The following is a 14,374-nucleotide window of genomic DNA, read 5'->3' on the forward strand; positions in this document are numbered from 1 at the left end:
TGTTGCAATAACAAGAGCTACCAAAATTGCTGTTAAAGAGAAAACCAGGGACCTTAACTCTTCAGTCCATATGAGAAAGAGTGAACTTATAAAAAGAAAGGTCAAAAGACTATTGAGATTTACTAAGTAACGTCTCTTCTTATCAACTGCCATCTTACTCGCATTCTTTAACGCCCCACCAATGAGCAGTCTTAAAACAAAGAGAATGACAAAAATGACTCCCATCAGAATCAGTTTGTTATTGATATCGCTATTAATAAATAATTGGTTCATCTCATGGACCATATTTCGCATAGATACTCCTTCAATATCTATTATGCCTCTAATTTGCCGTAACTCAAGGGTCATAAATTTCACTTATCTAGACATAGGGGGAATCGATTGGAGAAAGAAAGTACACTCCCCCATAATAGAGAAAGATCAAGGAAAGGAGATCATTATGAAGAAACTTGTGAAATTTACGAAATCAGCTTGTCCACATTGTCGTGTCTTCGACCCAATTTTTAAAGAGGCCGTGGCCGAGTATAAAGGTCAACTGGAGTTCTTTGAAGTAAGTTTAGATGATGCTCCCCATATGGCAGAAATCTTCAAAATAAGAGGTGTACCTGCCCTCTACTCATTTGAGTCTGAAGACTTTAAAAGCTTTGATCAAATTGAGCAAATCACTATTGGTCACAGCCATGAGAATTATTCAAACCTAAGACCATCTCTTGAGCAAATCCTCGAGAAAAGGGAAGACACAAAGGCCAGCTAAGGCATACACTTGTTTTGCTTTGCCAAGGCCTTGGTAATTTCAAGGGCATCGTGTTTTAGATACCATCTTGAATTGATCTTTTGATCGTTAATCTTAACCTGATAGATCAAATCCTTTGGGTGCTTAACGATAGAACATATATCAGTAGTGGGAATAATTTCTGAAGAACCACATGAAGTTATTCCTGCTACTATAAATAGGCACAATAGAATATTAAAAAATCTGATCATAACTCATTCCTAAACTCATCACAATCGCGCTCTCTTCTAAATCTTTCTAAATGTGAGCGACCTGGCAACGACTTATATATCCAATAAAAACACTTATTCTCTTTTCTTAACTCATCCCTTCTCGTCAGGGCATCTTTAATATCCCATGGGAGATTTTTAAGCTTATCCTCTGTTTCAACAATTTTAACAGAACTCACTGGGGCCTCTTTCTCGCTCTTCTTTTTTGCCGCAGCAACTCCAACCCCAACGGGAATTGGTACGGGCAAAACAGCTGGCACTAAAGAAGGAGCGCCAATGCCAACAGAGGGTCCAGATGAACTAGACATCCCTTTATTCTTATCCGTATTCACCTGATCTTGCGAAGGCCTTAGAAGTTCATTTTCTATGGTCTTATTTAAATCAATAAATTCTCCATCAAAGCTTTGCATCTGTGGCAACATGGCCTCTGATTGAGCAAGAAGGGCCTCACTACTTTTCTTCGTTAATGAGATTACACCCTTAGATTGTTTGATAGCATTGGAATTAAGGGCACTCTGTGGAGCGAGAGAAACCTTTTTTACCCCAATAACATCGGCCTCAAGCTTCCCCTCTAATAGGGCCACGTCAGAAACAGGACCACTCTTAATCTTATAAGCATTAGATAGAAACTCGGTTCCTCTTACTCCAACGGCAACGCTACGGCTTCCAAAAGAGACCTCTTGGCCCTCTTTAACTTTCTGATTAATTTTGGCGCGAATTTTACCATGTACTAAATTAAAGATAGTTCTTCTCTTATTAGCATCATTAATAAACTCTTTAATTTTGAAGGTTGTATTTGCACCGAGAGAGATTGAAGTTTGATCACTCATCTGCATTTTAAGAAATGATTTCTGGGCCGTGATAATCAAGTCCCCGCTTTTAACAAGTGAATCTTGTTTTAGAAATTCCTGCTCTCCAGTGTCAGGATAGAGTTTATAAACACTCCCTCTCACTTTGGTAACCTTACCAGCAAAACCGCTGGCAAAGAGATTATTAAATAAGAATATAGAAAGCATTAACAAACTTAATTTTAAGCCCACCAGGAATCTCCGTATTTTCTATGTGTATTTCAATACTATTTATTTTAGCGGAGAATGAACTTCATGCAATAAAAAAGACCCAATCCCTGGGTCTTATCTTTGGTTAGGCAACCATGGCATATTCGTATGAGCTCATCTGCTCCTGACTCTTATAGAGCAGATGATGGACGCTTTCTTTGTGGCGTATAACTGATCTGGCAACACTGGCCTCAGAACATGTAATAACCTCTATCGAGTTCAATCTAAAGCTAAGCTGACCATCTCCGAGTTTATAAATTGAACCAAGGCTTAGACACTGTACCATCTCCTCAAGTGTCACATTATTAACCTGAGCACAATCCATACAAAACTTAGAAAATGTAATACTTAAAAACTTTTGACGATCTCTCATTGACTTCTCCATTGTTGGCTTGGGATGAATTCATTATGAATGAGATGAAAATAAAGTGTGTATTTTTTTCAATTTTATACATATATTTTATAATTTACACACACTTATAGCTAAAAATGGCCCAAGAGCCCAATAAACTCGATATCAAAAAATTGCCAATATGTGTTTGCACACTCAATATATTCAACAACTTAAAGATTAATTAATATAGTTATACACACTTCCGATAAGATATGACACATAGGAGATTATATGAGCGATAAGAATGAAATGAAGCGTGTTAATGTTATTATCCCAAAGCACTATCACGAAGAAATCTCTAAACGCGGTCTAAAATTAAGTGGTGTTGTCAGAGAAGCTCTAGAAGATCAACTCAATGAGAATACAATCACACTCTCCGTCCCAAAGGATATTCACGAACTCTACATGGAGCTTTTTAGTATGAGTGAATGTAATGATAGTGAGTTTGTCCCCTATCTCAAGAAGGCCCTGGCCGAGTATATCGATGATGTCATGGCCAAGAAAGAAAATAAGCTAAGAGAGATCAAGAAGAAATTGGCCTAGGGATATTGCTTTTTAAGTAAATCATAGTAGCGCCTAATTCTCTCCACATATATAACAGGCTCATTCCCTCTAGCATAACCATAAGGAAGCTTTTTAAAATATGACTTCTTTGAAAGATATGGCAGCGATCTTTTCACATCCTTCCAATAATTAGGATTTAACTCCTTCCAAATCGCAATACTTCTGGCATCACGCATATGATAATACCCAACATTGTAGGCGGCCAAGGCCATCCAGACGCGATCAGATTTGGAGATATAGGGTGGGACTCTCTTGATAAGAAGTGAGAGATAATGAGCACCACCAAAAATACTCTCGGCCGGATTGAGTCGATTACGAACTTTCATCTGCTTGGCAGTCGCTCTTGTTAGCATCATCATTCCACGAACTCCAGTAGGACTTTTCGCCTTAGGGTTCCAATGACTTTCTTGATAGGAAACACTGGCCAAAAGTCTCCAATCTACTCCGTATTTCTTTCCCGCCTTTTGAAATAAACGCTTATACTTCTTTAAACGAGTCTTAATTCTCTTTTTAAATACTTTATAGTCATAATAATCAAAGTTACTAATATGCCCATAGTAGCGATGTTCTATCTTTTCGAGAGCGCCGACCTTCTTTAAGTTCTCAACAAGCTTATCAGACTCCTCTTTGAGCTCTCTATGGTCTTTTGGAAAGATCATAACCAGTCCCTCTTCATCAAAGGACTTATGAATTTTCAACTCAGGATATGTTCTTAAAAAGATAGAGACAATATTTGAATCAGCAAGTGTGCAATCAACCTTTGATTCCCAAACACGACCAAGAATATCTTCGGTATTCAATGTAGCGCTAGTGGCATAATTAATCTTTAGCCCTGATTTTTTGAGGTTCTCAAGAGTTTGAACATAACTAGAACCTCGGGTCACTAGAATTTCGACTTTTTCAAGTCTTTTAAGATTCTTCCTCTTACTCAGATCCCTTAAGATAAATTTCTTATTACAAACTAATTGTTGCTTTATATCTTGATAGCTACGAGAAAAGATAAATTCATTTGAGCGTCCCTCTGTCTTAGTCAAACCTGCAATGGCCACATCTCCTTCCCCTCCACGCAAGGAAGTGATAATGTCACCGACAGAATCTTTAACTATAAACTTGGGAACAACACCAATCTTCTTCGCTAGTTCGACACCCAGTTCGAAATCCATACCGGCCGCTTGAGCGTCTCTATCAATGAAATAAGTCGTAGGAGCATTTCTGGTCAAAATGTAGAGTACGCGGCTTTTCTTAATTTCTTCTAAGCTACGGGCCCAAGTATTATTAATTAGACAAAAGGTTCCGATAAGGAGTAAGAATTTTAACATACTCTCCTTTCGGCACAGTATGAGATTTTTTTAATATTATAAGGCATTTAGACCAATGAAAAAATTGCTCTTCTTTTTGATTCTCTTTATGGCACGCTTTTCCCACAATTTTAAGCGTGAGCTCATTATTCTTCTTAAGAAAATCAAAAATATGCTAAAGACTGAGACAGTTGAATCAAAGAAAATGATAGAAATCTACTTCAACTACAGTAAAGGTAGGGCAACTAAGGAAGACGTGAAATGGGCCAATAAACAATTGAGAGATGTCATCAAGGCCTTAGGGATTGGGACAATTCTCATTCTCCCCTTTGCACCCCTAACACTTCCCTTCCTCGTTAAACTAGGTCGTAAATTAGATATAGATATACTTCCTGATTCATTTCACGACGATTAGAGATTAAGAGCTTTTCTAAGAGCGTAGTAAGGTTTTTCAAAATTTCCTATACGATAATCATCGCCAAGCTGCTCAAATATCCTTTCACAATCAATCTCATTAACATTCGAGCAACTCTCCACAAGGATTTGTACAAAGTCATAGCACAGAATAAAAGCACAAGACATTGGTGGAATATTCTTAGCATTGAGCCCTTTTGGAAAACCGCTTCCATCAGGTTTTTCATGGTGTTGGCGAATAATAATTGTCTCGTCCAATAAGAGAGACTGAGTTTTTTCAAGATGGTGGGCAGCAATCTCAGGATGTTTTTCAATAACCTTTCTTTGATAAGATGAAAGGTCCATTCCCTCTTCAATCTTGAGGATACAGGCCAGCTCCTCCTCTTCATCACTAAAGGCATAATCACAAAATACTGAAGCAAAGATCAGCTTCTTTAGGGAAGACTTCGTATCCCACCCTATTTTGGAGGCCAGCCCGCCAAGGAGATAATTTAAAATACTAGATCTCGTAAAGAATGTGCTCTTAAACTTAAGCATACTCTTCACCAAATTTTGTAACCCTCTTTTACCCTTAATAACATCTTCAACCGAATTCACAACATCATCGGTCATATCAATAGTTAACTCTGAAATCCCCATCATTCTCACTGCTCCTTGAACCTCTTTAATAGTAGCAAGTTGAAGCTTCATTTTTTGAGAATCATTCAGACCTTGAGCAGAAAAACCTTTTTTTAGGGTTGCCAGCTTTTGGCCCACAAACTTTTCAAAAGATTGTCCATCTTGATAGAGATATTTTTGACCTTTGTTAATAATATTACTTATTGTTTCGGTATGGATTTCATCCCCGGCCTTAATAAGCTTAATGAATTTTCCATTCTTCAATTTTACAAAGACATCTCCATCTGCAACCAAAGCATTGAGAAAGAAACTTGCTCTCACGCGGTAGAGCTTTACTCCCTTATGCTCTTCAAAATTGAGTTTAAAGTGACTATCAAGTTCCATTTTCTTTATCACCTTAATTAAAGTAGGTAATAACTCTTTTGAAATATCAGCAATCGAAAGGGAGTTATTATAGCGATGAACTTTAAAGAATTCCTGATAAGAAGAGTCTTCTGCCTCGAAACTTCCATCGAGTATTAAAAAGAAGGGAATCTTAAAGAATTCGTTATTAGTCTCATAGAGATGAATACCGTTTTCATCGGAGAAAATATTTAAATCACTTATAATAGCAAAGATCTCATTTGCCAGTGAAGGATCACCAAAATAATCATCCCCAGGTCTTTTCACTTCAATCTTAGCATTGAGTTGGGCCTCGATTGCAACAGCACAAAAGTCGCGAAGTTTTTGATTATCTGTGACGAGAATAATTCTCTTCATCTTTAGAGTTTTCCAAAAAGTGCCGTGATAAGAATGACCAGGACTGCACTTATACCAAAAGCATAGTCACGGGACTTCACAACATCATCAACTCTTTTGACAATTTCATTTGTAGAAGGAATACGCCCCATCTCCTTAGTCAGAACATCACGCATATTAGATCTCACCTTCTCAAGATAGAGTCCGCCTTTGAAGAAGCTAAATCTCAAACCAACTAAGAGAGTTAAAAAGAAATAATAAGACTTATCAAACTCCCCAGGAAGATAGAGATAGACAAGAGTTAAGGGAAGAATGCTAATACAGAATAAGAAGATAAAGAGCTTATACTGATACTTTAAAATACTGATCATTTTATATCCAAATAAAATATTTAATTATAACTAGTTGGACATATTATACAGCAAATCACCTTGGACTGAAATGGGTTCAGAACTTTTAAGTATTTATCTCTTTGTGAATGGGATCAATTAAAAGGAAAGTGGGAGTAGCTTATGGCCACTCCCTATATAGGTCATTACATTTTCTTAACGTTAATGGCACAAGGACCTTTTCTTCCTTCACCAATTTCGTATTCAACTTCATCACCTTCAACAATTTTTTGACCATCAAGTCCCGTTACGTGAACGAAAACATCAGCGTCACCACTGTTTGGGACAATAAAACCGAATCCCTTCTCTTCATTAAAAAACTTTACTTTTCCAGTTTCCAAAACATGCTCCTTTAAAAATAAGAGGGCACCCTTTGTCCCCTCGAATAATCAAGTATTAATATAATGTCGAATAGTTTACCAAAAAAGAGAAATGTGTCGCTACATTTTTTTTATTTATTAAGCAAAAAACATGTAATATCAATAAGTTATATTTTGGAAAAATTTTCAAATTCCACCGGGATTTTCGTAACTTTCTTACTCTCATAGTCAAAGAAAACCATACCAGTTTTAGCTCTTGCGATTTCAACCTGGTCACTCACGCGGGTTATCTTATAAATAAAATCAAAGCCGTAAGTTGAGAGATCATCGATATAGATATCAATTTCTAAATCATCTCCTTGAAAGGCCTCGCTCTTATAAATGACCATGGCGTCTCCTTGGATGAGTGCCTTGCCAAAGAGATCCAGCTCACTTTGATTATGGTCCTTTAAAAAACGAAGTCGTGCTTCATGGCAAAGAGTTAAAACTGCATCATTTCCCATATGACCTCCGTAATTTACAAAGTTGATTGTAAGCGGAATCACAGTTTTAAAATGTGGTTCAAAATCTGGTAAAGCAAGTTTCAATCGCGCCATGTTGCTCCTTTAAACTGCTATACAGTAATGGGGGTGAAGACAAAGTATTTTAAATAAAAAACAATATCTTATTCACTAATATTTTTAGCAGTTGTAAAAATCATGAAATTTCAGAAGTGATTTCATAGGGATGGCTCATTACCACCCCCACTTTAGTGGACCAGTTTTTATCTGGTTTGACAAGGATAAGTACTCTTGGCCGTAATCTCGCAAGCACTTCTCATAAACCCTCCAACCTTACGACAGGCCTCCATCGCAAGCTTTTGTTGCAAGCAGCTTCCAACCTGATTACTCCCTTGATTAGAATACCTCGCAGGCTGTCTTTTAAAACTAGAACGTCTCGAGTTTTGCTTTTGTGATTCTTGGATAAGCTTTTGTATACTCGCCATCATCTCTTTATTCTGTTGGACTTGTTTTACTTGATTATCATAAGTCGCCGTTGTCTTAAGCATAGACTCAATAATTGAGTCGCTTAGGCCCTTCTTCTTTAAGAATTTAATTTCATCTATTTCAAAATTCTTATAACGCTGATTCGTCGCCATTATCTTGGCGGCAATAATTGACGGAGAAAGCCCTTCTTTTTTGAGTTCAATTATTTTGGCCACATTAAACTCACTTGGACCAACTTGCATAAGACTCATTTCATAACGAATAGAACTTGGAAAACTTGCAATGAACTTCTCATCAAGAGAGGCCAGGCGTTGATAGTTTCCAATACGTGCTTTAGAACTCTTTATTTTCTTATTATAAGCAATGGCATTTTCCAAGGCCTTCTGAGCATATTGCTGATTCAGGTGATCCTTAAGATAGACAAAAGCAGGATCAAACTTCCTTGAGCTCATGGCCTTATCGAAATCGTCCTTCTCTCTTTTTGAAATTGTTGAGATGGCACTATCGGCCTCTTCCTTGTGTTTCGTATTCGGATAATTTGCTAGAAAGCTCTGATAGCCATCGACCGTATTAGCATTCTGTGCATTGGTCCATGCCACGGATTCCTTTAAATCCTGGTGGTTTGTATTTAAAGATGCGACAGGCATCTTCAGCAGAAAGCGTTTCTTAACATAGGGATTAACGACTTTTGGATCATTGTAGACCACGAGATAAGGGCGATTATAACCGTAAGACTTATCGTGTTTCCAGCGATAGAAGACAGAGTGTTTCTTACCACCAGTTGCTGTCATCGTAATATTCTTATAAGTATCGTAGTGCTTATCAAACCAGGCCTGCGTGGCTTTTTTTCCAAAATAACATAAGATTTTATGTTTTCCGGCCGGAACATCTAACATGATTGTGTTGTAGTAATTGACCTTTCCTATTTCTTGTCTATTAACAAAGAGGGTACAGCCACTGCCTTTTCCGTATTGAGAGATATAGAGAATCGCCCTATCCGGTGCAACGGGAGCGTCAAGCGAGCTATTTCTTACAGTGTATGGTTGAGTTGGGCCAATATATGTCTGGGTTGTTGAGCAACCGATAGTGAAAAATATAAAGAAAGTAGAAATAAGAACGAACTTACTCTTTCGAAGTTTTAATTTCATAGGGGCCCCTTTTTCAGTATAGCATCTTACCTATCGGCTACTCCCACAAAATACTTATTATTTAACAACTGGTCCCCTTAAATGGGGTTCAAAACCAACTAACTCTCCATTTATTAAGAAAAAAGGCCCAAATTAATTGGGCCGTTATAGAAATATTTGAATATGTACTTTAACTTCAAATAGTTAGAATCAGTCTAGCCCCATTTAAGTAGAGCAGTTTTTACTGACAAAGATCGTTGTTGAAGATTAGGACTTCAAGGTTATCCTCAGTCACAGGAACATCTTTAAGATCAAATACCTTATGTCCCCAATCAAAAAGATAGAGCTTAAGATCAACAGTCTCCCCAATCGGATTACCAAGCTCAGTCATCGCCTGAACAAAATGCTGCGATAACATACACTTATAATTATCCCCATAAAGAGCTTTCGACTCCTTAAGAATATCCTGATAATCCATACCATTAACTTCAATCAGAAAATGAGTCTTATCTTCATCAAAGTAATCGTAATTCTCTACTTTTATAAAAGCACCTTTGACTGGCATCCAACCAAAGCTCATATTTGTAAATGCAGTTCTCTCCGCTCCCATTACGGTAAAACTCAGGCAAGTCAGAGTCAAAAATAGTGCTAATCTTTTTAACATGATGTCATCCTTTAAGAGATTTTTACTCTATGATTTTTTCAATCCATTTTACGTCTTTTAATTTAAATGGTAAAAGTTTGATATGTCAAACACTCAATACCGATCATCCTATATGGGGAATTTTTTATATGGTCTACTCGCACTCATCTTGAGTGGGAGTGCAGCTGCTCAATCATCACAAACAGCAGTGGATGAAACGCTCTATATTATTGGTTCTAAAATTGAGACAAGCTCAGGGCTTATTGACTCGGCCATAAAGACTGAAATCATGAATTCTCAAGATTTAGAAAATGGTCACTATCAAGATCTTTCCGAAGCGGTCAATGAAATCCCTGGGGTTACCCAGATGAGTGTCGATAGAAGAAGTTCTGCAAAAACAGCATTGATTCAAGGTTTTGGTGTTAATAGTGTTCTTGTCATGATTGATGGGACACCTGTTTCTCAAAACTCGGCCTTTGGATTCGATCTCACGCAAATTTCTACGGAAAATATCGAGAGAGTCGAAGTTATCAAAGGAGGTGCCTCGGCGCTTTATGGTAGTCAGGCCATTGGTGGTGTTATTAATATCGTCACTAAAAGACCAACGAATAAACCCTCATTAAAGTTTGATATTAGTAGCTCTGTGACTCAAGAAGAATTATCATCCCAAAAGTATAAGGCCCTCTATACGGGAAGAACGGGAAAAGTTGGTCAGAAATACTCCTTATCTTATTCGGATCAACGTGCTTTTGATCTTGATAAATCTAGTATCGCTAAAGACAGCGCTGATGTGGAAAGTATTAATGGCTCTATCTACCTCGATAGGCAATTTGGAAAACATAAGCTTCATGCAAATTATATCTATCTTCAAGGGGATGTTTCTTCACAAGGATCAAAGCCTTATAGCTCTAGCCTCTTTGGCCCAATAGTCAATGAAACGCAAACAAAGACACATCATCAAAAAATTGGGCATGAAATAAAGCTCAAGAATGGAACTCTTAAAACAACTGCCAGCTTTGAGAGAATTGATGATAGGCTCAATCTCAACGACAAGCCCGAGACATCTTTTAAAGAGATGGATAAGAAGACTCGTTATGATGCCTACCGAGTTGATCTAAAATATGATGCCCTCATAGGGGAACACCATAATCTTAGTACGGGAATACTCTACAAGAAAGATATCGTCGACCAGAGAACCAAATCACAAGAGACTGAAGAGTTTGCTCTTGAAAAAGTTGATATTGATAACAAGCAAGTCCATTCATTTGAAGTTTTTGCTCAAGACAATATGATCTTCGGAGACTATGAAATTTCGCCAGGTCTAAGAATTCAAGATGATTCGAGTACCTCAATTAGCATTTCTCCAAAAATCAGTTTTAGTATGTACAAGGAACTTGGGAGTATCAACTCTAAAACATGGCTATCACTTGGAACAGGGAGACGCTCACCTTCTATCAAAGAGAGGTTCTTTACATTGGACCACTCTTCGGTTGGAAACTATATCGTAAAAGGAAATGAAAATCTCTCCCAAGAAAGATCTGTCAGTATTCAACTTGGTGATGAGATCAGTTACGCGGGTTCAAAACTTCATGTCAATTTCTTCTATAACAAGATAAAAGGCCTTATTGAATCAACAGAAATTGAAAGCTCCACAAGTACCAAAGTTTTCTCATATGAGAATATCAGCAGTGTTGTATCACGAGGACTCGAGGCCAGCACAGATATCAAAATAAATAACAATAATAAATTAAAGCTCAATTACACATATACTGAGACTTTTAATGAAGAGACAAATCTCTATCTCTTAAGTCGCCCATTCTATACGGGAACAATGAGCTATACATTTAGCCCAAATAGTAAGCATCACATTAACACGACCTACCACTATATTGGGAAGAAGTATCAATCTGAAGACAATACACAGATTGTCCCACACTACTCGACAGTAGATCTTAAGTATAACTATAAAATGAATAAGAAATTTGACCTCTACGGAGGATTAAAAAATATCTTCAATCAAACCAAGAGTGCTGCCCTTGATACAGTGACGCCGATTAATGACGATCGCCCAGCGCTTGGAAGAACAGCTTATTTTGGACTAAGGATCAACGCCTTATGAAATTCCTCTATTCACTCCTAGTACTATCTCTATTTATTTCATGTGCTAAAGTTGAGCCACAGAGTGCAACAACTTCAGAAGTCAATTTTCAAAAGTTCATTGTCAAACAATCACAATATCAAATGGACAAGGCCCAAGATATATTCCTTGAAACACCTTGGTATATCTATGACGAAAATAATCATATCATCTGGCCAATTTTCACCGTCTACGCACTGAGAACTCAAGGCCAGTACTATAAGTTTCAAATCACAGACTACTACAATTCAAAGGCCCAGCCAGGACATTACTCAATTCGATTTGAAAACCAAAATGCAGAAATTATTGAGAGAGTTGTCGAGGCCCAAGGCTGTGGAAATGTCTACACAAACCAAGACTATGATCAATGTGTTCTTGATCCCAAGAAGAATATCTACACCTATCTCAACATTCAAACAGGGCAGAGTTTTAAAACTGATCAAGAAGAGGCCAAATCAAGAAATGACTGGCATATAGCTTTCAATGGAACAAATGTTAGAATAAACTCAGGAAAGTATGGGCCAGGAGATGTCAGAGTCGCCAATCTCTTTACCTATACAGACTTCTTCAAAAATAATATTGCTGATTTTCAAAAAATCGCAGAGGTTTCATTCTCTGACAAAGGTGCCCGCTTCTTTAACTTAGAACTGGACCCAAAGAATGTAGCCTACTCCCTTCCACCAGGTGTGGATAGAATTATCTATGAAGACCAGTGGTTTAGAGTTGATCCGGCAACAAATTTTCATCAGGCCACGAAAGAGAATTGGTGGCTTGTGAGAGGAAATAGATCACAGAGCTACTTTCGCTTTAATATTAGTAATATCGAAGAAATTACAAATGAAGATGATATTGAGACAGTTTTTCATTTCAAGCTCTACAAGCAATCTGAGACCGAAGAACAATTCAACGAGACTCCTCTTCACTGGAAACTACCAAGCTTTTCTAGCAAGAAGAGATTAATCAGGGCCTGCTACGATCTTGACTCCCAACAAATTGTCAATTGCAAGACACAAGACTGGGAAATCAAGTTTACCGCTCTTAATAGAAAGAACCAAAGACGCTGGAAAATTGAGGTTTCTTCAGGGGCCATCGGTCCACTGAGTGAAGAAGATATTCTGGCGAGAAAATCCGGAAGAAATCTCTAATTTATCTAAGAGAAAATCTGAGTATAATAGAGATATGATTATCTCACTTAAGACCTTTACCGTCACACTGCTACTCTATTTCATCGGTGTCGCATCCACTGCGATCTTCCAAAATCCAGCAGTTATAAGTGCCTATGATCTCTATTTCATTGTTCTATTATTATTTGGACTATTTTCCCTTCATATCCAAAACAAGTGTGAATTCGAAGAATCCACAAATAGAGCAAGATTCCCCCTTAATATTTGCAGCACAGTTATACTTATTCTCTTTGCCGCTGTGGTGATCTTCTCTCACACCCAAGGAAGAAGTATTTGGCTTGATGAAATTATTCAATACCAATTTCAAGAAGGAGTCACAAAGTGGGCGGCCCAGCAACAAAATCCTCCACTAGATTACCTTCTTAGTAAATTCTCAATAATAGTCTTTGGAAATCATGAGTTTGCCTATAAATTTCATCCGCTTGTCTTTGCGTTTATGACAATTTTTGCACCTCTTTTCTTTATAAGAGAGAATAAAAAAGAGAGTAGCTTCGCCCTAACCCTTTCAGGAGCTTCTTTAATTCTTAGTTCAGGTTTTTCTTATTATAGCTATGAATCTCGCCCATTATCCCTGGCCCTATTTCTTGGAGTCATGTGCCTCATACTCATTATGAAATACCTAAGAACGAATAAAGGGCTGAACTATCTTCTAATTTACCAAGTCCTCTTCTGTCTTAGTATCGGCCTACAACCAATTCTGCTCATTGTCGCAATATTCCTCTGCTTAGGAATTCAAAAAATTATTGCCAAAAGAACAGACAAAGAAAGTGAAAAAGACCCTCTTTTTAAAATCTTAAAGGTAAACCTCCTAACGGCGCTATTAATTCTACCTTTTATTGTAAAAATCTATATTGAATCACTAGGGTATAATCAATTCAAAAAGAGTTTCTCTCTTAATCAAATCTTCCTATATGACTACTTAGATATTTACCTCGATCTCATAGGCCTAAGTACAACAATCTTTTTACTGATCCTATTCTTAAAGTATCAACAAAAATTACGAAAATTACCAAAACTACAAAGAAGAAATACGCAAGAAGATCCCCTCTCAACACTACTCCCTCTATCGACGGTAATATTTTTCATTATCTATATCCTATTCTTTACCATCATGATCAATTGGAATTTGAACACACGATATCTCTACGTGGCACTCGCTCCAATTTATCTCTACGCTTACCAATTAAGCACTAAGTTAACACTCAATATAAGAGAAAAAGTTGGTTTTCTCCTACTCTTATTCTCACTCACAATCACCTCTAAACTCTTAGCTCCTAATCATCCTCGTTATAACTACCAGCAGGTATATCAACAAATTGTGCAATCAAAAGAAAGTAAGATTATCAACTTTAACTATCATGGTCTTGGTAGTTGGCGTCCTCGTGATTTTATTGCAAGAAGAATTTATGATAAAGAAAGTCATAAACAATATATCAATTCAAAAGAAATTTCACAGATTATCAAGGGTGACTTATCGGGACTAAGTGCAAAAACAAGTATCA

15 protein-coding genes and 2 pseudogenes are annotated in these 14,374 nt (G+C 37.3%); 6 read left to right on the top strand and 11 right to left on the bottom strand.

Going from position 1 to position 14,374, the window contains the following annotated elements:
- Positions 1-294: pseudogene (locus tag M901_RS14885) on the bottom strand (hypothetical protein); the annotation flags it as partial.
- 145 nt (positions 295-439) lie between these two features.
- Here M901_RS14885 and M901_RS17650 point away from each other — a divergent pair.
- On the top strand, positions 440-754 hold the full coding sequence (locus M901_RS17650; RefSeq protein WP_021279049.1) for a co-chaperone YbbN: 315 nt from the start codon (positions 440-442) through the stop codon (positions 752-754).
- Here M901_RS17650 and M901_RS14895 read toward each other — a convergent pair.
- From M901_RS14895 to M901_RS14905, 3 genes are all read right to left on the bottom strand, one after another.
- Complete coding sequence (locus M901_RS14895) at positions 751-984, bottom strand: hypothetical protein (RefSeq protein ID WP_034722542.1); 234 nt, start codon at positions 982-984, stop codon at positions 751-753. The genes M901_RS17650 and M901_RS14895 overlap by 4 nt on opposite strands.
- Positions 981-2,018, bottom strand: coding sequence for a FecR domain-containing protein (locus M901_RS14900; RefSeq protein WP_021279038.1), 1,038 nt, complete (start codon positions 2,016-2,018; stop codon positions 981-983). The genes M901_RS14895 and M901_RS14900 overlap by 4 nt, the downstream gene beginning before the upstream one ends.
- A gap of 127 nt (positions 2,019-2,145) precedes the next feature.
- The gene (locus M901_RS14905; RefSeq protein WP_021279036.1) at positions 2,146-2,433 is read right to left on the bottom strand and encodes a hypothetical protein; all 288 of its coding nucleotides are present in this window, start codon (positions 2,431-2,433) and stop codon (positions 2,146-2,148) included.
- Positions 2,434-2,685: 252 nt separating this feature from the next.
- Here M901_RS14905 and M901_RS14910 point away from each other — a divergent pair, with 252 nt between their 5' ends.
- Positions 2,686-2,997: a hypothetical protein gene (locus tag M901_RS14910; RefSeq protein WP_021279050.1), complete on the top strand. Its 312-nt coding sequence runs from the start codon at positions 2,686-2,688 to the stop codon at positions 2,995-2,997.
- Here M901_RS14910 and mltF read toward each other — a convergent pair.
- The gene (gene mltF / locus M901_RS14915; RefSeq protein ID WP_021279047.1) at positions 2,994-4,337 is read right to left on the bottom strand and encodes a membrane-bound lytic murein transglycosylase MltF; all 1,344 of its coding nucleotides are present in this window, start codon (positions 4,335-4,337) and stop codon (positions 2,994-2,996) included. The two genes, M901_RS14910 and mltF, sit on opposite strands and share 4 nt — an antisense overlap.
- Positions 4,338-4,392: 55 nt before the next feature.
- Between mltF and M901_RS14920 the strand changes: the two genes are divergently transcribed.
- Entirely contained in the window at positions 4,393-4,731 is a 339-nt protein-coding gene (locus M901_RS14920; RefSeq protein ID WP_021279043.1) for a hypothetical protein, read from the top strand.
- On the opposite strand, the gene M901_RS14925 is transcribed toward M901_RS14920, so the two are convergent.
- From M901_RS14925 to M901_RS14950, 6 genes are all read right to left on the bottom strand, one after another.
- On the bottom strand, positions 4,728-6,107 hold the full coding sequence (locus M901_RS14925) for an HD domain-containing phosphohydrolase (protein WP_021279037.1): 1,380 nt from the start codon (positions 6,105-6,107) through the stop codon (positions 4,728-4,730). The two genes, M901_RS14920 and M901_RS14925, sit on opposite strands and share 4 nt — an antisense overlap.
- A 2-nt stretch (positions 6,108-6,109) precedes the next feature.
- Positions 6,110-6,457 (bottom strand): hypothetical protein, encoded by a 348-nt coding sequence (locus M901_RS14930; protein ID WP_021279035.1) that lies wholly within the window; start codon positions 6,455-6,457, stop codon positions 6,110-6,112.
- Between the two features lie 164 nt (positions 6,458-6,621).
- A complete protein-coding gene (locus M901_RS14935; RefSeq protein WP_021279042.1) occupies positions 6,622-6,816 on the bottom strand; it encodes a cold-shock protein in 195 nt (64 codons plus the stop codon).
- 146 nt (positions 6,817-6,962) lie between these two features.
- Complete coding sequence (locus M901_RS14940; protein ID WP_034722548.1) at positions 6,963-7,391, bottom strand: thioesterase family protein; 429 nt, start codon at positions 7,389-7,391, stop codon at positions 6,963-6,965.
- Between the two features lie 167 nt (positions 7,392-7,558).
- Positions 7,559-8,929, bottom strand: a complete 1,371-nt coding sequence (locus M901_RS14945; protein ID WP_021279040.1) for a hypothetical protein — start codon at positions 8,927-8,929, stop codon at positions 7,559-7,561.
- 220 nt (positions 8,930-9,149) lie between these two features.
- On the bottom strand, positions 9,150-9,572 hold the full coding sequence (locus M901_RS14950) for a hypothetical protein (protein WP_034722549.1): 423 nt from the start codon (positions 9,570-9,572) through the stop codon (positions 9,150-9,152).
- Between the two features lie 112 nt (positions 9,573-9,684).
- Between M901_RS14950 and M901_RS14955 the strand changes: the two genes are divergently transcribed.
- The 3 genes and pseudogenes from M901_RS14955 to M901_RS14965 all read left to right on the top strand — a co-directional run.
- The gene (locus M901_RS14955; RefSeq protein ID WP_021279051.1) at positions 9,685-11,670 is read left to right on the top strand and encodes a TonB-dependent siderophore receptor; all 1,986 of its coding nucleotides are present in this window, start codon (positions 9,685-9,687) and stop codon (positions 11,668-11,670) included.
- A complete protein-coding gene (locus tag M901_RS14960) occupies positions 11,667-12,833 on the top strand; it encodes an HmuY family protein (RefSeq protein ID WP_021279044.1) in 1,167 nt (388 codons plus the stop codon). Before M901_RS14955 ends, M901_RS14960 begins: the two co-directional genes overlap by 4 nt.
- Positions 12,790-14,374 (top strand): annotated as a pseudogene (locus tag M901_RS14965) (hypothetical protein); the annotation flags it as partial. The gene M901_RS14960 and the pseudogene M901_RS14965, both read left to right, overlap by 44 nt.

This window comes from Bacteriovorax sp. DB6_IX (assembly GCF_000447775.1).
Lineage (GTDB): Bacteria > Bdellovibrionota > Bacteriovoracia > Bacteriovoracales > Bacteriovoracaceae > Halobacteriovorax_A.

Coding starts and splice junctions, on each gene's coding strand:
- M901_RS14900 (WP_021279038.1), bottom strand. CDS start 2,018: ATGCTTTCTATATTCTTATTTAATAATCTCTTTGCCAGCGGTTTTGCT.
- M901_RS14905 (WP_021279036.1), bottom strand. CDS start 2,433: ATGAGAGATCGTCAAAAGTTTTTAAGTATTACATTTTCTAAGTTTTGT.
- M901_RS14925 (WP_021279037.1), bottom strand. CDS start 6,107: ATGAAGAGAATTATTCTCGTCACAGATAATCAAAAACTTCGCGACTTT.
- M901_RS14960 (WP_021279044.1), top strand. CDS start 11,667: ATGAAATTCCTCTATTCACTCCTAGTACTATCTCTATTTATTTCATGT.
- M901_RS14955 (WP_021279051.1), top strand. CDS start 9,685: ATGGGGAATTTTTTATATGGTCTACTCGCACTCATCTTGAGTGGGAGT.
- mltF (WP_021279047.1), bottom strand. CDS start 4,337: ATGTTAAAATTCTTACTCCTTATCGGAACCTTTTGTCTAATTAATAAT.
- M901_RS14940 (WP_034722548.1), bottom strand. CDS start 7,391: ATGGCGCGATTGAAACTTGCTTTACCAGATTTTGAACCACATTTTAAA.
- M901_RS14910 (WP_021279050.1), top strand. CDS start 2,686: ATGAGCGATAAGAATGAAATGAAGCGTGTTAATGTTATTATCCCAAAG.
- M901_RS14930 (WP_021279035.1), bottom strand. CDS start 6,457: ATGATCAGTATTTTAAAGTATCAGTATAAGCTCTTTATCTTCTTATTC.
- M901_RS14895 (WP_034722542.1), bottom strand. CDS start 984: ATGATCAGATTTTTTAATATTCTATTGTGCCTATTTATAGTAGCAGGA.
- M901_RS14920 (WP_021279043.1), top strand. CDS start 4,393: ATGAAAAAATTGCTCTTCTTTTTGATTCTCTTTATGGCACGCTTTTCC.
- M901_RS14945 (WP_021279040.1), bottom strand. CDS start 8,929: ATGAAATTAAAACTTCGAAAGAGTAAGTTCGTTCTTATTTCTACTTTC.
- M901_RS17650 (WP_021279049.1), top strand. CDS start 440: ATGAAGAAACTTGTGAAATTTACGAAATCAGCTTGTCCACATTGTCGT.
- M901_RS14950 (WP_034722549.1), bottom strand. CDS start 9,572: ATGTTAAAAAGATTAGCACTATTTTTGACTCTGACTTGCCTGAGTTTT.